Raw genomic sequence first — 20,194 nt, 5'->3', positions numbered from 1 at the left:
CTTAGCCCGTCCCCTTCCACAGCCGCTGCCACCACGACCGCTCGGGCTCCGGTTCCCGGGCTGGCTCCGGAGTGCGTGCCGCCCGGCGCTGCCGCCAGCGCTCCACGTCCCCCTCCACGTCCCGGGTCTTGGTGATGACCGGCGGACCGCCCTGGAGCTGCCGGCGGGCGTCGATCACGCGCCGGTTAAAGTCCGCCAGGATGTCGCGGACCTGCTGCTCGGTGTACTGCGCGTCAAGCTTGGCGTCGAGCTCAGCGTCCTCCGTGCGCAGGAGGATGGCCGCCGGTCCCAGACCACTGATGTTCTCCCGCTGGATAAGGCCCTTGACCCACCAGTCGGGGTCATAAGACTCGCCAAGTCCAGGAATTGGCTTGCCGGCGTACTTGAGGTTGTCGAACTTGCCCTGCGCCATGGCGTCCCGCACGAGGTATTCGGCGCGGGCAGCATCGCTGACCTTCCTGCGCTTCCCGCGTTCCTTCTCCTCAAGGGCATCCAGGGCGGCTTCCTCTTCGGCGCTGATGCCCGCACCCCGGTACGAGCGGACCTCCGCCGCCCGCTCCAGGCGCTTCCGGAAATCACTTGCCCCGCTGCCCACTGCTGCCACCACCGATCGCGTTGCCCCTGGTTCCAGTATTCAGAAGCCTGCCGCGCCAATCAACGCTCAGGCGGGTCAGCGCCCGGCGAGGATACCGTCCATCTGGCCCACTGCCTCCCTCAGGCCTTCTTCCATGCCCATGGCCATAATTTGTTCCAGCTGTTCCTCGGATTCGAAGGTCGACAGCATGGTCATGCGCGTGCGCTCCCCCAGCGGTTCCAGGCTCACCCTCGCATGGCTGACGCCCAGGTCACCGGTGGGTTTGCCGTCGCTGTCGGCGAAGCCGTCGTTGAATTCGAGCCGATGCGGCGCGTCGATGCTGGTGAACTCCCACCAGCCGTGCGATTTCTCCCCCTCCGGACTTGTCATGTAGTAGCTGGCTCCGCCGCCGGGCACGAAATCGTGCTTGTAGAACGTGGCCGGATAGGTGGGCGGACCCCACCAGCGCTCCAGCTGCCGCGGGTCCTCGAAGAGCTGCCAGACGCGCTCCACACCGGCGTCGAACTCGGCAACGAGGGTAAGGCTCAGGGCCTCAGGATTCTTATCCGTACCGATGACTGTCATGGCAATACCTTCCTAACCTTCAGCGGGAATGCCGGCTAGCGGGCGGCAGGTTGCCGCCAGATCTGTTCATATTCGTCGGGCAACTGCCGTGTCAACGGTTTGGCGGCCGGTAGTTTGATCCCATGAGTATCTACCTGGCCGGCGCCGGGCCGGACCCCGCAGGCTTCCCCGACGTCTTTGACCGGTTCGCGGCGGACGCCTCCCGTCGCACCGGGCCGGAACGTCCGGCAAGGATCGCGGTCGCAGTGCATGGCACCGGCGCTGGAGCGCCGGATCTCCTGGCCGCCTACACGCAGCCCCTCCAGGCAAGGATCACCTGCGAAATTGCCCCGGTGCTCCTTGAGGCAGGCGTGCCCGCTGACCCGGCAATGTTCGACGGCGTGGATGCCCTGGTGGTGGGCGGCGGTCTCACCCCGGCCTACTGGTCAGGGCTGCACCAGGCGGCCCCGGCGATCCGCCGACTGGTTACCGCCGGAGCCCCCTACCTGGGGTTCTCCGCAGGGGCCATGGTTGCGGCCGAAAGGGCATTGATCGGCGGCTACCGGATCAACGGGGTGGAGGTGTGCGGGGAAGAGTGCTCCGAAGGCCTTGATGCCGTGGACCTCCGTGATGGCTTGGGGCTCGCCCCGTTCACCGTGGATGTGCACGCCGCACAGGCGGGCACACTTAGCCGCGCGGTGGGCGCGGTGGCTGCGCGGCTCGTGGAACGCGCCGTCGCCATTGATGAGGGCACCGCCCTGGTGCTGGAGGCTGCCGGCGGCCAGGACTACGGCGTCATAGGCCGCGGCAACTGCTGGGACGTCCGCAACCAGTCGGGTGCCGCCGTCGTGTCCGTCCTGCCGGCCGGCTGACCACAGCCGTCGGCCCAACCCCGCCGGTTGGAGCGGTGGCTACGCGTCGAAGTGGGTCTTGATGCCGGAGCCGGAGAGCTGCTCGATCAGTTCCCTGGCGACGTCCCGCAGCTTGCGGTTCCGATTGCTGGACACCTTCGTGAGGATAGCCATGGCCTCCTCCTGGGAGCAGCGGTTCTGGGCCATGATCACCCCGCAGGCCAGGTTGATGGCGGTCCTGCTCTCCAGGGCCGCTTCCAGGTCGTCCGCCCGGTTCTGGGCGTTGTTGATGCGCACCGAAAGATGCAGCGCGTTGTGGGCGGCGGCGGCGAAGCCAAGCGCCTTGTCGTACACGTCCGCGGTGAACACTCCGGGGCTGGTGGCGAAAAAGTTCAGCGCCGCGCTGGCATCGGCGGTAATTTCCAGCGGCACCCCCAAAGTACTGTGGACATTCCGTTCCGTCAGCTGCCGGCAGTAGGTCCGCCACCTCGAATCCTTGGCGACATCATCGATGAGGACAGGGGCCATCTCCCGCAGCGCCCGGATACAGGGCCCGTCGCCCAGGGCCTGTTCCAGGTTGTCGAGTTCCAGTGCCCGCGCACTGCTCGCAGCGACGGTGGCCAGCCGCTGGCGGAGCTTCAGGGTGACGGCGCATTCGATGTCGTCACCGGCGGCTTCGGACACTGCCGCGGCAGCCAAGCCTGAGAGGCCGGACAGGAATTCCGCCGCATTCCCGGCCCCCACGAGGATTTCCTGGAGGAGAAGGACGGACTCGTTATCGGCATTTGGCATAAATTCATCCTACTGTCGGCAGGCAGGACAATGGCTGCCTGCACGCCGCCAATCACCCCCAGCCTGTACCGGAATAGACCGCGGAGGCGTAGTGTCAGAGGTAGGAGATTTCGGGATAGTGGCATGATCCGGAGGTTGAATGCACGGGCCGCCCGCGCTGAGAGCGGAGGCCGCCAGCCAGGGGAAACGCCCCAGGCGTAACAACGGATCGAAGCCGGACGGCCCATGAGGAACGCACCCACCACATCCACACAGAACTGCGGTGCGCAGGCATGACCGCAGATTGGACCCGCGGCCCCGACCAGCAACTGGAGGCCGATGAGGAACGCCATGGAGCGGCGGAGCGCTTCCGTGACGCCGACTTCCCGCTCATGAAGCTGTGGACGTATTACTACGGAATCGGCGGGGATGTTGACGAGGTGTCCCTGGACGCCTACCTCAATGAAGCGCTGCGCCTTCCTGCGGCGCAGGTAGGCCTGATCAAGACCGCCATGACGGAACTGGCCGGAGACGACGACCGATGACCGGAAACGTTGGACAGGCGGAGGAGCCGGACGGCCTGGCTCAAGCGGCGGACACGGACCCGGTGCACTCCTTCCAGCAGATGGTGCTGGAGAACCCCGACATCAAGGGCTTCCTCGCTGAACTGGCCCTGCTCGCTGCCGCCCGGTTGTCCATTCCGGGAAACAGCATCCACGCGGGTGTCACGGTGCTGAGGCGCAAGAAGCCCGAGGCCGTGGCCGCCAGCGATGCCGCCGCCAGAGCCTTGGATGAATTGCAGAACGGCTTCGGCGACGGTCCATGCCTCACGGCCCTCCGGCACCGGACCACCATCCTGGTCCCGGACCTCACCGCGGAAAGCCGGTGGGCGCCTTACGTCCAGACCGCCGTGGACCACGGCGTCGCCTCCATCCTCGCCGTCCCGCTGGATCTTGCCGGCGACGCCGAGGCCGTCCTGAACCTGTATTCCGGGTGCAGCCACGGCTTTTCCGGGGAGGACATCACCACGGCGGAGGCCTTCGCGGGGCAGGCAGCGAGCTCACTGCGCCTCATCCTCCGGATCACCCAGCTTCACGACGCCCGGAATGACCTGTCGGCTGCCATGCATTCCCGGACCGTGATCGACATGGCCGTGGGCGCCGTCATGGCGCAAAACCGGTGCGACCGGGATACAGCCTTCAGCATCCTCACCAGGGCCTCCAGCACACGAAACGTCAAACTCCGGGATGTGGCGGCAACGGTGATCACGTCCATTTCGGGGGAAGAGCACATCATCACCCACTTTGACGAGTAGGCAAGGCCACGCAGGGATGCGCTGTGGCGCCGGTCACACGTGATGAGACTCACTCGCAATAAAACGTTTTTCGGCTGGGCCAGCCCCTCCGGTTTGGGCACTATGGAATGGAGGGCGGGAATCTCCGCCTTGACATCCTGGTGACGCAACGAGGCCCACCGGTGAGCCACAGCCCACCGACGCCCCGGAGCGCGGACAGGCCGAACCCCGGCGCGGACCGCCGGACTGATGTAGGAAAGTACTGAACAATGACGTTTGACACTGCCAAATCCGTATCCCTGAAGATCTGGGACAGGGCCGCACTGCACGAGACCCTTGACTCCGCGGTCAGCGCCCTTTCAGCCCGCCACAACACCACCAACTGCCGCATCGCCGTCACCTGCAGCGGTCCCAACACGTTCACGCTGAGCGTGCGGGGCGAGGACCACGCACTGGCTTCCGTCTAGGCGGCCCCGCCTCGTGAGGGGAGCGGATGACGGCGGGACTTTCCCGCCGTCATCCGCTCCCCTTCTCTTTAGCCTTGCGACCTACGGGGCTTTGGTCCCTGACTGGCGCTGATCCGGCGCTTATAGCCTCGATAGCAAGGCCCGCCAGCCGCGACGGACGGCGCAGGACAAGCCGGCGGTGCCTGACCATCGCACAAGGAGAATCCAATGGGCCATATCACGGTGAGCATACCGATCGATGCGCCGGTGGAGCGTGTCGTAGAGATCGCGTCAGACCCCGCGCACTGGGCCGCCTGGTGGGTCAACCTGGGCGAGGCCGAGAAGATCGAGGGCGACGGCGGAGTGGGAACCGTCGTCGAACACAAGTACCTCATGGCGGGCGTTCCGTTCCACGTCACCACCCGGGTGACCGGGCAGGAAACGACGGCGGCCGGCGGGCAGCGGTTCCGCATTGAATTCGACGGCCCGCTCAAGGGAAAGCAGACGTGGGACTACGATCCGGCCGGGAACGGCACCACCCTCGTCACGGCCGAGATCGACTACAACGTGCCCGGCAGTGCGATCGGCAGGTTGGCGGACGAAGTCATTATCGAGCGCATGCAGGAACGCGCGCGCCAGCAGACCCTCGAGAACCTCAAGCTCCTGGTCGAAGCCGGCTAAAGCCCGGCAGCGCGGAACGGCGTAGCATTCGTCAGGTATGCGCAGCCAGCCAGAAAGGGACCCATGACTATCCAGCGGAAATCCAGTCGGTTCAGTCTCGAGTCCCTGGCCCTGCCCGTCATCCAGGCTCCGATGGCCGGCGGCCCGTCGACGCCGGCCCTCGCCGCGGCAGTCAGCGCCGGCGGCGGCCTCGGTTTCCTTGCGGCCGGCTATAAGACGGCTGTCGCCACGAAGGCCGAGATCGAAGCCGTCCGGGCCCTGACGGGGGCGCCGTTCGGCGTCAACCTGTTCGTCCCCCAGCCATCGGTCATCAGCGCCGAAGCGCTGCAGCAATATGCACACACGCTCGAACCGGATGCTGAGCGCTTCGGCGTCAGCCTCGGCGAGCCCAGGCATGACGACGACGACTGGGACAACAAGGTCGAAGTCCTGCTGGACCTGGCCCCGGCGGTGGTTTCCTTCACCTTCGACATTCCCGACGCAGCGGTCATTGCCGCCCTTCGGGAACGGGGCATCTGGGTGGTTGCCACGGTGACAGGCCGCGGGGAAGCCCTGCAGGCACTGGAGGCCGGGGCCGATGCCCTGTGCGTCCAGGGCCCCGAGGCCGGTGGCCACCGCGGAACGTTCGATGCCGCAGGCGCTTCCCCCGAGGTTGGCCTGCACGGGATCCTGGAGGAACTGCGGGACCTTGAAGTGCCCCTGATTGCGGCCGGCGGGATCACCACGGCAGCAGATAGCCGGGCCGCCCTCGCCGTCGGTGCCGTGGCCGTCCAGGCGGGTACGGCGTTCCTCCGCGCCGATGAGGCCGGAACCAAGGCGGCCCACCGGGCCGCGCTGGCAGCGCCGGACCGGTTCACCACCACTGAGGTGACCCGTTCCTTCTCCGGCCGCAACGCCCGCGGGCTGCTGAACGAATTCATGCGCCGCCACGACGGCGACGCGCCCCACGGGTACCCGGAGATCCACCACCTCACCACTCCCCTGCGGGCCGCGGCGGCAGCCGCCGGGGATCCGGACTGGCTGAACCTGTGGGCCGGCGTCGGCTACCGGAGCGCCGTCGAGGGCCCGGCCGCCTCCATCCTGGCGAGCCTTCGGCCCTGAGGCCTGGGCCGCCGTCGTACGTTCTCCTTAGAGCCCGACTTAAAGCCCGACTTAAAGCCCGACGGCGGGCCGCGCCTTTCGGAGCAGCCCGCCGCGCAACGCCACACGACTCAGAGCGTGGCGGTGTCGATCACGAAGCGGTACCGGACGTCGGAAGCCAGCACGCGCTCGTAGGCGTCGTTGATCTTCTCCGCCGGGATGACCTCGATCTCGGCGCCGATACCGTGCTCGGCGCAGAAGTTGAGCATTTCCTGGGTCTCGCGGATGCCGCCGATCATGGAACCGGCGAAGGACCGGCGGCCGCCGATCAGGGCGAAGGCGTTGACCGGGAGCGGCTCGGCGGGGGCGCCCACATTCACCAGTGCGCCGTCGAGCTTCAGCAGCTGCAGATAGGAGCTGATGTCGATCGAGGCGCTGACCGTGTTGATGATCAGGTCGAAGTGACCGGCGAGTTCGGCGAAGGTGTTCTCGTCGCTGGTGGCGTAGTAGCGGTCGGCACCCAGGCGAAGGCCGTCTTCCTGCTTCTTCAGGGACTGCGACAGGACCGTCACCTCTGCACCCATGGCGTGGGCAATCTTGACGGCCATGTGGCCCAGCCCGCCGAGGCCGACGACGGCTACCTTCTTGCCGGGGCCGGCTCCCCAGTGGTGCAGCGGTGAGTAGGTGGTGATGCCGGCGCACAGCAGGGGCGCGGCCACGTCGAGGTCCAGGCCCTCGGGGATGGTCACCACGAAGTCCTCGGTGACGACGACGTGGGTGGAGTACCCGCCCTGGGTGATGGTCCCGTCGCGGTCCACGGCCCCGTACGTGCCCACGTTGCCCTTCAGGCAGTACTGCTCCTCGCCCTTCTGGCAGTTGACGCACTCCTTGCAGGAGTTGACCATGCAGCCGACGCCGACGCGGTCGCCCACCTTGTGGCGGGTGACCTTGGCACCTACTTCGGTGACGATGCCGGCGATCTCGTGGCCGGGGACCAGCGGGTACTGCTGCGGACCCCAGTCGCCGCGGACGGTGTGGATGTCGGAGTGGCAGATGCCGGCAAACTTGATCTCGATCAGGACGTCGCGGGGGCCGACGGCGCGGCGTTCGATGGTGGTTGCAACCAGGTCCTCGGTGGCGGACGGGGATGCGTAAGCCTTGACGGTGGTCATGGTTCTCCTGTGGTCTGTTGGGGGATGTTTGAAATGCTACCCGGGCCGAATGACATCAAACCCGGAAACGAGCCGGTTTAGCGAGGCCCTGCTGTAACTGGTCTTGGGAGTCCTACCCTTGGCCGGTGACTTCTTCGGTGGTTCTGGCAGTACCTCCTTAGGGATCCTGGATTCGTCGTAACGTGTTCCTCATGGATAACCGAGCCGAGGTCCGACAGTTCCTGTCCTCCCGCCGCGGGCGCATCAGCCCCGAGCAGGCAGGAATCGAACCGTACGGCGGCCGGCGGCGTGTGCCCGGGCTTCGGCGTGAGGAAGTGGCCCGGCTGGCCGGCGTCAGCGTGGACTACTACACGCGCCTGGAACGGGGAAACCTCAGCGGGGTCTCGGACAGCGTCCTGGACGCCATCGCCGGCGCTTTGGAGCTGGACCGGGCGGAGCACGACCACCTCTACGACCTGGCCAGGGCAGCCAACACCTCGGACCGCAAGCGTGCCGCGGGCGCAGCCGGTTCCACCCCCTCACGGGTGCGGCCCGAGCTGCAGTACCTCCTGGACACCATCACCGGGGCGCCTGCGTTCATCGGCAACAACCGGCTGGATATCGTGGCCGCCAACACCCTGGGCTACGCCCTGTACTCGGACATGTACCGTACCCCGTCGCGGCCGGCCAACCACTCCAAATTCATCTTCCTTGACCCGCGCGCCCACAATTTCTACACGGACTGGGACCGGGCAGCGAAAACCAACGTGGCCATCCTGCGCCGGGAAGCGGGACGGAATCCGCACGACAAGGGGATCGCCGAACTCGTTGGCGAACTGTCAATGCGCAGCGACGAGTTCCGCACGCTCTGGGCCGCGCACAACGTCCGGCGCCACTACGCGGGCACCAAGTTCTTCCAGCACCCCGTGGTGGGGCTCCTGGAACTGAACTACCAGGTCCTCGGCCTGGAAGAGGACCCGGGGCACACCCTTACCGTCTATCCCGCCACTCCCGGCAGCCCGTCCGAGGAAGCCCTCAAGCTTCTGGCCTCCTGGGCTGGCACGGAGAACATCGTGGCAGCGGCGCAGGCTCCCGTGCGCAACTAGGAGGCTGCGGGGGCGTCGCCGGGGTATCGGACCCGGACCAAGGCGACAGCACCCGTGAGTTCCCCGTGCACGACGAACGGTGAGGTTGGTGCGCCGAAACGGGCGTTCAGGGACCGTGTGCTTAGCCGCGGCTCCAGCCGGGTACTCCCTAGACTGGCAAGTGAACGTTTTCTGCCAGGACGAGACGAAGGAGCAAGTAAATGGGCAATGTAGTCGTTGTGGGCGTGGATGCCAGCCCGTCGGCACGGAAGGCTGCGGAAGTAGCCCTGGGTCTGGCGGAGTCGCTAGGGGCATCGCTCCATGTGGTGACCGCCTTCGAAGCCGAGAACGCCGAAACCTTCGGCGTGGGATCAGACAAGGTCAGGATTTCCAACGCGGACAGCTCGGAAATGGTGGCGAAGTCCCTTGCCGCGTCCCACCCGGGCGTGCAGATCACCCACTTCGCCGCCCGGGGCAAGCCTGCCGATTCCCTCATCAAGGAAGCCATCCGCCTGGACGCCCGGGTGATTGTGGTGGGCAACCGGAGGATGCGCGGCATCGGCCGCCTCCTGGGCAGCGTCGCCAACAGCGTGGCGCACAACGCCCCGTGCGATGTCTACATCGCGAACACCTATGAGGACTGACCTGTCCCACAAGGTAGGTGGGCGGACGACGGCGGAACCTCCCGCCGTCGTCCGTTCTCCCTTGGGCCTGAGGCTGGTGGCTGAAACGCCAGAGCCCCTTTACCTCGCCAGGTCCTTGTCGAGCTCGGCAAGGCAGTAATCCTTGAACCAGTGCCTGATGCCGCGCGGCAATCTGGGGTAGGCCACCGACAGGATCCGCATGGTCCGGTCGAACCGGCGGGCGTGCAGGTCGCTCCAGGGAAGCCCGAAGTCCACCCGCACGTGGTACGGAAGGAGCCCGGCGGTGAGGAACCTGGCCGGAGGCATGATGGCGCGGTACCAAAGGGCCGTGTGCTTCGGAAACAGCAGGCCGCGTCCGACGCGCACGCCGGCGTCCTCCGCCTGCAGCCTGGAGATTTGTTCCTCCCAATAGCGGGCGAAGGCCGCCCGGTCCTTGGGCCACATGCCCGCCGGGAGCTGCAGGGCTGTGCCAATCCGCGCATAGTCCTGGTACATCGCATCGGCTGAGTCGTCGTCGAGCGGTCCGTAGATTTTCTCGATGATGGTGGCTGCTGTGTCGTAGAGCGTGGCGACCACCCAGAGCTGCAGCTCGGGATCGTAGGCGTTGTACCCGGCAGAGGACCCGTCCGCCGGCCGGCGCACCGGTCCATGGGCACGGTTCACCCTGCGGCGGACCTCTTTGAGTTGTTCCTCATTGCCGTACACGACGGCGTACACGTACGTGAGGGTGCCCTTGAGCCTGTTGACGGGGCGCTGGGTGAAGGTGCTGTGCTCCGCCACTCCGCTGCCGATCGCAGGATTGGCCAGTTGCAGCAGGATCGCCCGCCCGGCTCCGGCGAGCAGGATGCCTTCCGCGCCGTAATCAGCTATTCCCTGCACCATGGGAAAAGGGTACCGTCAGGCGCAGCACGGGGGGACGGGGCCTTTGGCCTCTTTCCGAGGCAAGCCGCCGCGCTGCGCCCGACGCGCTGTTACCGCTCCAGCAGGGACACGTCCCGGACGGCGCCCTTGTCCGCGGACAGCGCCATGGCGGCGTAAGCCCGCAGCGCCGCGGACACCTGGCGGTCCCGGTCCTTGGGCTTGTACCCGCCGTTGACTTCGAGTTTTTCGCGGCGTTCGGCGAGGATCTCGTCGGAGACCTCCAACTGCATTGAACGCTGGCTGATGTCGATGCTGATGATGTCGCCGTCCTCCACCAGGGCAATGGCGCCGCCGGAGGCAGCCTCCGGGGAGATGTGCCCGATCGACAGGCCGGAGGTGCCGCCGGAGAAGCGGCCGTCCGTGATGAGGGCGCACTTCTTGCCCAGGCCGCGGCCCTTGAGGAACGACGTCGGGTAGAGCATTTCCTGCATGCCCGGGCCGCCCCGGGGGCCTTCGTAGCGGATGACCACCACGTCGCCTTCCTTGACGGTCTTGTTCAGGATCTTTTCCACGGCTTCGTCCTGGGATTCGCACACCACGGCAGGGCCCAAGAACGTCCAGATGGACTCGTCCACGCCGGCGGTCTTCACCACGGCGCCGTCGACGGCCACGTTGCCGCGGAGCACTGCGAGGCCGCCGTCCTTGGAGTAGGCGTGCTCCACAGAGCGGATGCAGCCGCCCTCGGCGTCGGTGTCCAGGGAGGTCCACTCGTTCGACTGGGAGAACGCGGTGGAGGAGCGGACGCCGCCGGGAGCTGCGTGCCACAGGGCCTTCGCTTCCTCGGTGGCCTTGCCGCCACGGATGTCCCAGTCGTCCAGCCAGCCGTCCAGGTCGGCGGAGTGCACGGAATGGACATCCTTGTGCAGGAGCCCGCCGCGGTTCAGTTCGCCCAGCAGGGCGGGGATGCCGCCGGCGCGGTGCACATCCTCCATGTAGTAGGTCTTGTCCTTGGCCACGTTCGGGGCCACCTTCGCCAGGCAGGGCACCTGGCGGGACTTGGCATCCATCTCGGCCAGGCCGTAGTCCACGCCCGCCTCCTGGGCCGCGGCGAGCAGGTGCAGGATGGTGTTGGTGGAGCCGCCCATGGAAATGTCCAGCGCCATGGCGTTGTCGAATGCCTTGGCGGTGGCGATGGAGCGCGGCAGCACAGAGTCGTCGTCGCCGTCGTAATAGCGCTTCACCAGCTCGACGACGGTGCTTCCGGCCTTCTCATACAGCGCCTTGCGCGCGGTGTGGGTGGCCAGCACGGAGCCGTTGCCCGGCAGGGACAGGCCGATGGCCTCGGTAAGGCAGTTCATGGAGTTGGCGGTGAACATGCCGGAGCAGGAACCGCAGGTGGGGCAGGCGTTCTCTTCGATGAGGTTGATGTCCTCGTCGGAGATCGACTCATCCACCGCGTCGGCGATCGCGTTCACCAGGTCCAGGGAGCGCACGGACCCGTCGGTCAGGGTCACACGGCCGGCCTCCATGGGGCCGCCGGAGACGAACACTACGGGGATGTTCAGGCGCAGGGCAGCCATGAGCATGCCGGGGGTGATCTTGTCGCAGTTGGAGATGCAGACCAGGGCGTCGGCGCAGTGTGCGTTCACCATGTACTCCACGGAGTCGGCGATCAGGTCCCGGGACGGCAGCGAGTAGAGCATGCCGGAGTGCCCCATGGCGATGCCGTCATCCACGGCGATGGTGTTGAACTCGCGCGGCACGGCCCCGGCGGCGAGGATGGCGTCGGAGACGATCCGGCCCACGGGGGCGAGGTGGGTGTGGCCGGGGACGAACTCGGTGAAAGAGTTGGCCACGGCGATGATCGGCTTGCCGATGTCCGAGTTGGCGACGCCGGAGGCGCGCAGCAGTGCGCGGGCTCCGGCCATGTTGCGGCCGTGGGTGACTGTTTTAGAGCGAAGTGCAGGCATGTCTACCATCCTGTCCGCTCCGGGCGAGCCGGGGAAGACGCTCCTGCTACTAGTAGTAGGAGTACCAGAGTAATAGTATTTTGGGGTGAATGAACCCGGACGCCGCAAAGAACTTGGCTTGTTCCTGCGCGCCCGCAGGGACCAGGCGCTGCGGGCCGACTACGGCCTGCCGCCCATAGGCCGCTCCCGTGAGCGGGGGCTGCGGCGCGAGGAGGTCGCTTTCCTGTCCGGGGTGAGTGTCACCTGGTACACCTGGCTGGAGCAGGGCAGGGACATCAGCCCCTCCCGGCAGGTGCTGGAAGCCGTCAGCCGGGCCCTGCACCTTTCGGCCACCGGCCTCGGCTACGTCCTGTCACTCGGTGGCTATGCGTCGGCAGCACCGGCCAGCCCTGCCGCCGATGCCGCGCCGCCGCACATCCAGCGCCTCCTGGATGCCCTGGACCCCAACCCGTCATTCGCGCTGTTTCCCGATTGGGGTGTGGCCGGGTGGAACAAGGCCTATGCTGCGCTCTATCCGAACATCGCCACAGTGGCCCCGGCGGACCGCAACCTTCTGTGGCTGGTGTTCACGGACCCCTACGTGCGGGACCTGCTCCCGGACTGGGAGACCACCAGCAAACGCTTCCTTGCCGAGTTCCGGGCCGAAACGGGGCAGCGCCTGGGCGACCCCGACATCCAGTACCAGGTGGAACGGCTCAAGGAGGCGAGTCCGGAGTTCCGGGCGGGATGGGACCGCTATGACATCCTGGGCTTCGAATCCCGCGAGCGCCTGTTCCACCACCCCGCAGTGGGTGTCCTCCAACTTGAGCACCACCAGGTCTCCCCATCCGACCGGCCGGACCTGCACATCGTGGTCTACACCCCGGCCCTGGGGAGTGACTCCGCCACCCAGATGCAGTCCCTCCTCGCCAAGGCCGGGTAGCAGCAGTTAGGGGATATGGATCCGAAATTAGGGGTTTCTGTCGCGCCAACAAATTAGGGATTGCTTTTGGTGCACTGGCGGCTGACACTGAACGCACCTGGGGACTGGGCTTTCATCTGCGCAATTCCGGGAGCAACAATGCAGGACCATCCAATTCTCCACCGGGACGTCCGCAGCGGAGCCCGCAAGTCCCGGCTCCCGGCTCTGCTGGCAGCACTGGTCCTTGCACTGGCCGCCCTGGTGGTACCGGGTATGGCGTCAGCCGCCACAGGCGATGTCGGGGTTCAGGGCCCCTCCCACTCCGGTACTGGAACACCAACCGGCACCAAGCGGGCCACCAGCACGTTGTGGTTCAACGATGGATCCTGGTGGGGGGTTCTCTGGGATACGTCCAGCCTGAGTTTCCATATCTTCCGGTTCAACTCCGCGACGAGCTCGTGGGCGGATACGGGGGTTGTGGCCGAGACGCGGGCCAACACCCACCATGACGTGCTGTGGGACGGGACGACACTGTTCGTGGCGAGCTACCGGTTCGTCAACGACGGCCTGCCCGCGGAACCAAACTTTCCCACGACGCTGCGGCGTTACAGCTACGACGCGGGCACGAAGAAGTACACGTCGCTGGGTTCATCAACCATCAACAACTACAAGGTTGAGGTCCTGACCATCGACAAGGACTCCACCGGTCGGCTGTGGGCCACATGGCAGCAGGGCAACAGGATTTGGCTGAACGTCACCGGCACGGACGGCAAAACCTGGGGCACGCCGTTCCAGCATCCTTCGTCGATGAGCAACGTGTCCGTGGACGACACATCGGCCGTGATCGCCTTCGGCCCCGGCAAGATGGGCGTGATGTGGAGCCGCCAGGTTGGTGACCCCACCGACGGCATGTACTGGAGCTACCACGCCGATGGCGCATCCAGCACCGCCTGGAGCACTCCGGTGGCTGCGGTGTCGGGGCTGCGCAGCGGCGATGACCACATGAACCTGAAGTGGCTTGACTCCTCCGGCGGCCGGGTATTCGCCGCCGTCAAGACGTCATTCACGTCGTCGGCCCAGCCCCTCATCCAGCTGCTGGCCCTGAGTGGGACCACGTGGGCAGCGCACACGATCGCGCCGGTATCCGAGTGCCCCAACCGGGTGATCGTCCTGGTTGACGAGAGCACGCAGATGCTGCGCACCTTCGCCACCTATCCGAAACCCAGCGGCACAACGAACGCCGGTGTCTGTACCAGTTCGGGCGGCGCGATCTACGAAAAGTCCACCCCGCTGGACAACATTAACTTCACCAGCGCGAAGACCGCCAGGATCGTCGACGCCGACCAGTACGTCCACAACGTGACGTCGACCAAGCAAAACCTCAACAGCGCGGCGCGGGGCACGGCCAACAGCGGCCTGCTGGTGCTGGCCGATGTCAACGCCACGAGCCGCTACTGGCACTACTTCGATCCCAGCACCGGCGGCGGGACCGGTGACACGACGGCCCCGACGGTGACGGGCACAACCCCGGCCAGCGGTGCGACCGGCGTCGCCGTGACAACCAACGTGACCGGAACTTTCTCGGAAGCGATGAATGGCTCGACGATCACTTCAAGCACCTTCACGCTGCAGGCAGGCACGACGACGGTACCGGCCGCCGTGACGTACAGCAGCACGGGCAATGTGGCGACGCTTAACCCCAGTGCGGACCTGGCGGCCGGTACGACGTATACGGCAACGATCAAGGGCGGTTCCAGCGGCGTGAAGGATGCTGCCGGCAACGCGCTCGCGTCTGACAAGACCTGGACCTTCACCACCGCTTCCGCCGGTGGCGGAGGCACGCAGACCGTCACGCTCACGGCCACTGCCGACAGCTACGTCAACAGCGGGGCTACGGGCACGAACTACGGCGCGGGCACCACGCTGGCCGTGGACAACAGCCCGGTGGAGGTGGGGTACCTGAAATTCGACCTGTCGCCCTACGCGGGCAGGACCCTGCAAAGTGCCACGCTCAAGCTGCAGAGCGCCGCGAATGCGTCCACGGGCAAACAGAACGTCAAGCTCGTGGCTGATGACAGCTGGACCGAGGGCGGCATCACGTATAACAACAGGCCGGCACTGGGCACCGTCCTCGGCACCCTTGGACCCACGGCGATCAACACCGGCTACAGCGTTCCGCTGGCTGTCAGCGGCCTGGCCGGCGAGCCCGGCCAGCAGCTGTCACTGGGGATCGATACCGCCAGTACCGACGGGCTGACCCTCAACTCCAGGGAAGCCGGCAGCACGGCGGCGCCCCAGCTTGTCCTGACCTTCAACTAAATGGGCGTTCAACAAGATGGGCGGAGGAGTACAACCCTCAAGATTTGCTCAGTTTATCCGGTAACTGGATAAACCCTCTTCCGTCCGCAATAACAGGCTCCTAGTGTTGGCACACGAGCTTGCCAAGGGGGAAAAATGAACAGCTCAACAGACAGTTCTTCGGAAACCACATGCCCGGATCCACAGCAGGAGGCGGCAGTGCAGCCGCGGGAAATTCCGGCGAAAGACTGGACCTCTACTGATTGCCTTCAGCTCGTGCGGGCGCCGATCCGCTTCACCCGCGCCGACTGGCCCTGACACATTCAGGCCCGACACATTCAGGCCCGGGGACGGGCCACCTGGACCACTGGTATGACTTCGGTGAAGCCATGCGCCCAACACGGCCAGCGCACTGGTCCAGGTTGTTACCTGCCGTTTCAGGCCCGCCGGTTTGCTCCCCGGCGAAGATGCCAGGGATCAGCTGGAGGCGTCCTTCTCGATTTCTTCCGCGAGGTCATCCACTTCCTCGGGGCGGGCCCTGATTCCCGCCTCTTCGAAGCGTTCTTCGAGGACATGGCTGACGTCGTCCTGGACATGGCCCAGTCGGATCTCGTCCCGGACCTCTTCCGCGATGCTCTCCGGCGTCTCGAAGGCCGCCGCGCCAGCCACGTCCTCGGCGCTGTCGATCGGGTCGTTCACGTTGCCGGCTCCGGGATCAGTCATATCCCACCGTTACCCGTCTTGTTCCGGCTGTAAACAAGACGGGCTGCTATGCCACGGCACCTTCGCTGACGCGGGCCGGCTCAAGCGCCGCGCCGGCACCCGGGAACGTCGGGACGGTGATCCTGGCGTGGGTATGGACCTCGTTGACTGTCGCCTTGGTGTGTTCGGCGATCCGTTCCATGGTGGTCACCCACATGCCGTCCATCGCCTTCACCCGCTCGATCAGTCGCTCCAATGCCACAGCCTTCGACGGCCGGCCGGAGATGAAGGGGTGGTTGGTCAGGACGAAGCAGCTGCCTTGGGAGTGGTGGGCCTCGGCTTCAAGGGTCCACATTTCCAGGACCTTCGCCGGGCTCTCGATGACGCCGCTGCCCGTGACGCCGGGGTAGAACGCATACTGCTCCCAGTCATCCAGGGTCCAGTCCACCGGGATCTCCACGATGTCCCGGGGATCATCGGCGGCGACGGCGAAGCGGTAGGGGGCATCGCCGTCGAGCAGGCTTGAATCGTAGAGGAAGCCGCGGTCGGCCAGCAGGCCTGGTGAGTGCCAGTTCAGTTCCCACCACGGCGCCCGGTACCCCACCGGCCGGACCCCGGCCACCTTCGCCAGGGCTTCCAGGCCACGGTCGATGTAGCTGGCCTCGGCGGCGGCGTCGATGCCCTGCATCGGTTCGTGCAGGTAGCCATGGTGGGCCACCTCGTGGCCGCCGTCCACGATCTGCCGCACCACGTCGGGGTAGGACTCGGCGGTGAAGCCGGGGATGAAGAAGGTGGCAAGGATGTCCTGGCGCTCGAGGATCTTGAGCAGCCGCGGCACGGCGATCCTGGGCCCGTAGGACTGGTGGCTCATCAGCGACATCCGCCGCGTGCTGGCGGGATCGTGGGCGATGGTGCAGGACTCGGCGTCGACGTCGAACGTGAAGGACGCGGCGGCCTTGGCACCGTCGGGCCAAGTGATCGGGTGCAGGGCATCGGCAATGGCGGGATGGTTCACGAGGAAATCCTTTCGGCGGGCGCAGTGCGCCCGCCAGGTTTGGGGGAAGAGGAGGTTAGAGGGCGGGCAGGGCAGGCGTGCTGCCGGCCGGCCGGGTCTCTGCAGTCCGGGGCTCCAGGGCGAGGTAGCGGATGTGCTGGCGCGGGCCGAGGATCGCGTAGACGGCGGCGCTGGTCAGGCCGCCGGCCAGCCAGGAGAGGTCCCAGCCGCCGAGTGCGACGGCGATCGGCCCCTGCATGACGGGGATCAGGCCGTACATGAACAGCCATGTGGCGAAGATGCCGGCCAGGAGGGAGACGACGCCCGCCCAGTTCACGCCGGGCAGCCGGTGGGTGCCAACGCCGTCGAACAGCCTTTCCGGGTCGCCGGGCCAGCGCTTGTCCAGCCAGAAGTAGTGCACCAGCATGATCCCGCCCCAGGCGGCCACCCAGGCCACCAGGCCGATCAGCCAGGCGTCCAGCACCGCGGCAAAGTCCTCCTGGAAGATGAAGAAGACGACGGCGGCGAGCGAGAGGACGCCGACGAACAGGTTGAGCTTGCGGCGGCTGATGGAGATGTCCAGTGCCTGGGTGGCGACGGAGAAGGTGTAGATGTTCAGGATGTTGGTGGCGATGGGTCCGTGGAGGACCATCAGCAGCACGGGCAGCGCCATGGCGCCGAAGTTGAGGACGATGAGCTTGCCGGGATCGATTTCGCCGCTGTTGGTGGCCAGGCTGGCGCCGAGGACACCGAGCCACACTACGGGGATGAACTGCCCCAGGACCGAAGCCAGGTAGACCTTCTTTTTAGGGACGCTGGTGCTGACGAACCGGGAATAGTCCGCCGCGTAAGTGAACCAGGTGATGCCCCAGCCGATACCGATGGCGGTCATGACCGCACTCATGGCGGCGATGCGCTCGGAGCCTTCCAGGATCGCACCTGCCGGTCCGGCGTAGCTCCAGTCGATGTCCATGCCGAACCACGCCACCGCTGACATGACGGCCAGGATGAGGATGGTGGGCGGAACAGTCCATTTTTCGAAGGCCGCGATGGCCTTGTAGCCGAACCAGGCGATGGCCACCTGGAGGGCCATGATGAAGGTGGCGACGCCAATCTTCCACGCGTAGTTGGGCGCCTCGGGGTCAACCCAGCCCAGGGTCCCGAAGAGAGCCATGACCAGGTCCAGGATGATCCAGGTGTTGACCGCGCACCAGCCGATGACCAGCATGGCCTGGATCGCGGCTGGCAGGTAATTGCCGCGCCGTCCGAACGCCGCCCGGGCCAGGACCATGCCGGTGGCTCCGGTCTTCTGTCCCAGGAGGACGAAGCAGCCGAAGAGCAGCATGCCGATCAGGTTGCCCAGCACCAGGACGGTGATGGTGTCCGCGAGCCCGAGTCCCAACTGGATACCGAGTGCCCCCAGCACCCAGTTGATCGGCGCCAGGTTGGCACCGGCCCAGATCCAGAACTGGCCGGATACCTTGCGTGTTCGTGCTGATTCCGGGATGGCCTGCAGCCAGGCTTCGTGGTCCACGACGTTGTGGTCCTGTGTGGCCTGGGCAGGTTGCCCGTGCGTTGCTGTTGAAAGCTTTTCTTGCATGGGGGCCTCCGTGAGGTGAATAAGTACCACAAGGCTATGTGGCCCTCATCACAAGCAACAAGATACGATGTGTCGAACAGATTCTCCTAATACGTTACGGAATGTCGTGTCAGTCCTTCTCGGCGAAATACTCGCCCATCCTGCCCTTGCCGCCGCCGACCCCGTGGTCCACCCGCTGGGGGCGGACGCGGGCTCCCAGCCGGTCCGCTGGGTCCACTCCAGCGAAGTGCTGGACATCGCTCCCCTGCTTCGGGGCGGGGAGCTGCTGCTGTGTGGCGGCATCACACTGGCAGCGGCCAGCCCGGCCAAACGCGAGGACTATGTCCGGGAGCTGGCGCAGCGGGGCATCGCAGCCCTCGCGGTTGAGACCGGCGGCGTGCTGCCGGAGATCCCGCCCGCCATGCTGGAAAAGGCCGCGGAGTTCGGCCTGCCGGTGGTGGAGCTGCGCAAGGTCGTGCCGTTCGTGGGCGTCATGCAGGCCATCAACTCCATGCTGGTCAGCGACTCGGTAGGCCACCTGCAGCAGGCGGACGCCGCCACCCGTGCCATGGCTGCCGAGCTTGCCCATGGAGCTTCGCTCGACAAGATCCTGGGCGTGCTCGCCGGCATCACCGGCTCTGCCGTCAAGCTCACCTCCCCCTGGGGCGTCACCATGGGCAGCGCGGTGCCGGAGGGCTGGAGAGATGAGGTGGACGGGGAAGGAACGGCGGACGACGACGATCCAGGGGCGGGCGCGCACGGCGCCTTTTACGCGGTGCCCGGCGGAACGGCCATCACCGTGGACATCCCCGTGCGTGGGGTCCTCATGGGACGGCTCGAAGTGCATGTGCCGGAAGATGCGGACACCGCGCTCGCGCAGGTGGCCGGGGAACGCGCCGTGGACATCCTGGGCCTGGCGCTGCTGCAGCACACGCCTCCCGGGCTGCATGCCCTGGCCGGCGCCGAGCTGATGCGCGCGGTGCTTAACTCCGCGCCGGAGTGGCGCCTGGAGCAGCTGGCTCCCGGCGCCGGCTTTCCTACTGGCTCCCCCGCCGTGGTGGCGGCCATCCATGCCGCCTCACCGCAGGAGCTGCGTGGCGCCGTCGAAAACTTCCTGGGTTCGCGCCGCATCCCCTGCGCCGCCTACCTTGACGACGCCGAACTGGTGGTGATGATCGGACTCCCCTGCACCGGGACGGCCGGCGAGCGGCGGACGCTCCTGGAGTCCCTGCAGGCCCTGGAAGGTGATCACGATGCGGTGATCGCCGTAGGGCCGCCTGCCGGCAGGGTGGCTGAGGCGGCCTGGTCACTCGCGGAGGCGCGCCGGGCCCTGGAAGTGCGGCAGATCCGGCGGCGTAATGCGTCGGCGCGCCGACGGTACCCGGCCCGCGGCCTGGTGGTGATCGATGCGGAAGACGTCGCGGTGGAGAGCCTGGCCCTCACGGTGGTGGACGCTTCGGCGCGGGAAGCGTTTGTCAGCCGGCAGCTGGGGGCCGTCCTGGAGCATGATGCGCAACGGCAGTCCCAGCTGCTGGAGACCCTGCAGGTGTGGCTGGACTCGGGCTGCAACACGGCGCAGTCCGCCCGCGAACTGCACCTGGAGCGGCAGTCGATGCACCACCGCCTGCAGCGGATCTTCGAGTTGTGCGGCGGTGATCCGCGCGGCACCGGGCGGCTCGCGGCGCTGCACCTTGCGGCCCGGCTGGCCGGGCTGCCGTGACAATCGCGTCCGCGACGGGCCGGTCAAC

The 20,194-nt window shown here is 66.7% G+C and carries 20 protein-coding genes; 11 read left to right on the top strand and 9 right to left on the bottom strand.

Features of this window, described 5'->3' with window-relative positions; translation table 11 throughout:
• Window position 1: 1 nt before the first annotated feature.
• Both AC2JAJ_RS10825 and AC2JAJ_RS10820 read right to left on the bottom strand, forming a co-directional pair.
• Window positions 2–595 (bottom strand): DnaJ family domain-containing protein, encoded by a 594-nt coding sequence (locus AC2JAJ_RS10825; RefSeq protein WP_486415871.1) that lies wholly within the window; start codon window positions 593–595, stop codon window positions 2–4.
• Window positions 596–670: 75 nt separating this feature from the next.
• Window positions 671–1,159 carry an SRPBCC family protein gene (locus AC2JAJ_RS10820; RefSeq protein WP_486415872.1) on the bottom strand — a complete coding sequence of 163 codons (489 nt, stop codon included), beginning with the start codon at window positions 1,157–1,159 and terminating at the stop codon, window positions 671–673.
• 122 nt (window positions 1,160–1,281) lie between these two features.
• Between AC2JAJ_RS10820 and AC2JAJ_RS10815 the strand changes: the two genes are divergently transcribed.
• Complete coding sequence (locus AC2JAJ_RS10815) at window positions 1,282–2,010, top strand: Type 1 glutamine amidotransferase-like domain-containing protein (RefSeq protein WP_486415873.1); 729 nt, start codon at window positions 1,282–1,284, stop codon at window positions 2,008–2,010.
• A 39-nt stretch (window positions 2,011–2,049) separates the two neighbouring features.
• Here AC2JAJ_RS10815 and AC2JAJ_RS10810 read toward each other — a convergent pair whose 3' ends face one another.
• A complete protein-coding gene (locus AC2JAJ_RS10810) occupies window positions 2,050–2,781 on the bottom strand; it encodes an ANTAR domain-containing protein (RefSeq protein WP_501053112.1) in 732 nt (243 codons plus the stop codon).
• Between the two features lie 272 nt (window positions 2,782–3,053).
• Here AC2JAJ_RS10810 and AC2JAJ_RS10805 point away from each other — a divergent pair, with 272 nt between their 5' ends.
• From AC2JAJ_RS10805 to AC2JAJ_RS10785, 5 genes are all read left to right on the top strand, one after another.
• Complete coding sequence (locus AC2JAJ_RS10805) at window positions 3,054–3,305, top strand: hypothetical protein (protein ID WP_221383507.1); 252 nt, start codon at window positions 3,054–3,056, stop codon at window positions 3,303–3,305.
• Window positions 3,302–4,075 (top strand): GAF and ANTAR domain-containing protein, encoded by a 774-nt coding sequence (locus AC2JAJ_RS10800; RefSeq protein ID WP_486415875.1) that lies wholly within the window; start codon window positions 3,302–3,304, stop codon window positions 4,073–4,075. The genes AC2JAJ_RS10805 and AC2JAJ_RS10800 overlap by 4 nt, the downstream gene beginning before the upstream one ends.
• Window positions 4,076–4,323: 248 nt before the next feature.
• Window positions 4,324–4,521: a hypothetical protein gene (locus tag AC2JAJ_RS10795; protein ID WP_221383509.1), complete on the top strand. Its 198-nt coding sequence runs from the start codon at window positions 4,324–4,326 to the stop codon at window positions 4,519–4,521.
• Between the two features lie 207 nt (window positions 4,522–4,728).
• Window positions 4,729–5,181: an SRPBCC family protein gene (locus AC2JAJ_RS10790; protein ID WP_486415876.1), complete on the top strand. Its 453-nt coding sequence runs from the start codon at window positions 4,729–4,731 to the stop codon at window positions 5,179–5,181.
• A 63-nt stretch (window positions 5,182–5,244) separates the two neighbouring features.
• The gene (locus AC2JAJ_RS10785; RefSeq protein WP_486415877.1) at window positions 5,245–6,282 is read left to right on the top strand and encodes a nitronate monooxygenase; all 1,038 of its coding nucleotides are present in this window, start codon (window positions 5,245–5,247) and stop codon (window positions 6,280–6,282) included.
• A 110-nt stretch (window positions 6,283–6,392) separates the two neighbouring features.
• Here the strand turns inward: AC2JAJ_RS10785 and AC2JAJ_RS10780 are convergent, their stop codons facing one another.
• The gene (locus tag AC2JAJ_RS10780; RefSeq protein ID WP_221383512.1) at window positions 6,393–7,433 is read right to left on the bottom strand and encodes an NAD(P)-dependent alcohol dehydrogenase; all 1,041 of its coding nucleotides are present in this window, start codon (window positions 7,431–7,433) and stop codon (window positions 6,393–6,395) included.
• A gap of 191 nt (window positions 7,434–7,624) precedes the next feature.
• Here AC2JAJ_RS10780 and AC2JAJ_RS10775 point away from each other — a divergent pair, with 191 nt between their 5' ends.
• Together AC2JAJ_RS10775 and AC2JAJ_RS10770 are read left to right on the top strand one after the other, a co-directional pair.
• Window positions 7,625–8,518, top strand: coding sequence for a helix-turn-helix transcriptional regulator (locus tag AC2JAJ_RS10775; RefSeq protein ID WP_486415878.1), 894 nt, complete (start codon window positions 7,625–7,627; stop codon window positions 8,516–8,518).
• Between the two features lie 200 nt (window positions 8,519–8,718).
• Window positions 8,719–9,141 carry a universal stress protein gene (locus tag AC2JAJ_RS10770; protein WP_221383515.1) on the top strand — a complete coding sequence of 141 codons (423 nt, stop codon included), beginning with the start codon at window positions 8,719–8,721 and terminating at the stop codon, window positions 9,139–9,141.
• A 99-nt stretch (window positions 9,142–9,240) separates the two neighbouring features.
• On the opposite strand, the gene AC2JAJ_RS10765 is transcribed toward AC2JAJ_RS10770, so the two are convergent.
• Together AC2JAJ_RS10765 and ilvD are read right to left on the bottom strand one after the other, a co-directional pair.
• Complete coding sequence (locus tag AC2JAJ_RS10765) at window positions 9,241–10,023, bottom strand: oxygenase MpaB family protein (RefSeq protein WP_501053111.1); 783 nt, start codon at window positions 10,021–10,023, stop codon at window positions 9,241–9,243.
• Window positions 10,024–10,112: 89 nt separating this feature from the next.
• Complete coding sequence (gene ilvD / locus AC2JAJ_RS10760; RefSeq protein ID WP_486415879.1) at window positions 10,113–11,972, bottom strand: dihydroxy-acid dehydratase; 1,860 nt, start codon at window positions 11,970–11,972, stop codon at window positions 10,113–10,115.
• Between the two features lie 85 nt (window positions 11,973–12,057).
• Here ilvD and AC2JAJ_RS10755 point away from each other — a divergent pair, with 85 nt between their 5' ends.
• Both AC2JAJ_RS10755 and AC2JAJ_RS10750 read left to right on the top strand, forming a co-directional pair.
• Complete coding sequence (locus AC2JAJ_RS10755; RefSeq protein ID WP_486415880.1) at window positions 12,058–12,894, top strand: helix-turn-helix transcriptional regulator; 837 nt, start codon at window positions 12,058–12,060, stop codon at window positions 12,892–12,894.
• A gap of 138 nt (window positions 12,895–13,032) precedes the next feature.
• Window positions 13,033–15,192, top strand: a complete 2,160-nt coding sequence (locus AC2JAJ_RS10750) for an Ig-like domain-containing protein (RefSeq protein ID WP_486415881.1) — start codon at window positions 13,033–13,035, stop codon at window positions 15,190–15,192.
• Window positions 15,193–15,648: 456 nt separating this feature from the next.
• Here the strand turns inward: AC2JAJ_RS10750 and AC2JAJ_RS10745 are convergent, their stop codons facing one another.
• From AC2JAJ_RS10745 to AC2JAJ_RS10735, 3 genes are read right to left on the bottom strand one after another with little or no spacing between them, the layout of a single operon-like run.
• Window positions 15,649–15,894 carry a hypothetical protein gene (locus AC2JAJ_RS10745; RefSeq protein WP_486415882.1) on the bottom strand — a complete coding sequence of 82 codons (246 nt, stop codon included), beginning with the start codon at window positions 15,892–15,894 and terminating at the stop codon, window positions 15,649–15,651.
• Window positions 15,895–15,940: 46 nt separating this feature from the next.
• Window positions 15,941–16,888: a polysaccharide deacetylase family protein gene (locus AC2JAJ_RS10740; protein ID WP_486415883.1), complete on the bottom strand. Its 948-nt coding sequence runs from the start codon at window positions 16,886–16,888 to the stop codon at window positions 15,941–15,943.
• Window positions 16,889–16,943: 55 nt separating this feature from the next.
• Complete coding sequence (locus tag AC2JAJ_RS10735; protein WP_486415884.1) at window positions 16,944–18,467, bottom strand: purine-cytosine permease family protein; 1,524 nt, start codon at window positions 18,465–18,467, stop codon at window positions 16,944–16,946.
• 106 nt (window positions 18,468–18,573) lie between these two features.
• Here AC2JAJ_RS10735 and AC2JAJ_RS10730 point away from each other — a divergent pair, with 106 nt between their 5' ends.
• The gene (locus tag AC2JAJ_RS10730) at window positions 18,574–20,166 is read left to right on the top strand and encodes a PucR family transcriptional regulator (RefSeq protein ID WP_473695903.1); all 1,593 of its coding nucleotides are present in this window, start codon (window positions 18,574–18,576) and stop codon (window positions 20,164–20,166) included.
• Window positions 20,167–20,194: the final 28 nt, after the last annotated feature.

The sequence above is a fragment of the Arthrobacter sp. MOO21 genome, from assembly GCF_057369995.2.
Note: the sequence above shows the minus strand (reverse complement) of the source record. Positions and strands in the feature narration are given on the sequence as shown.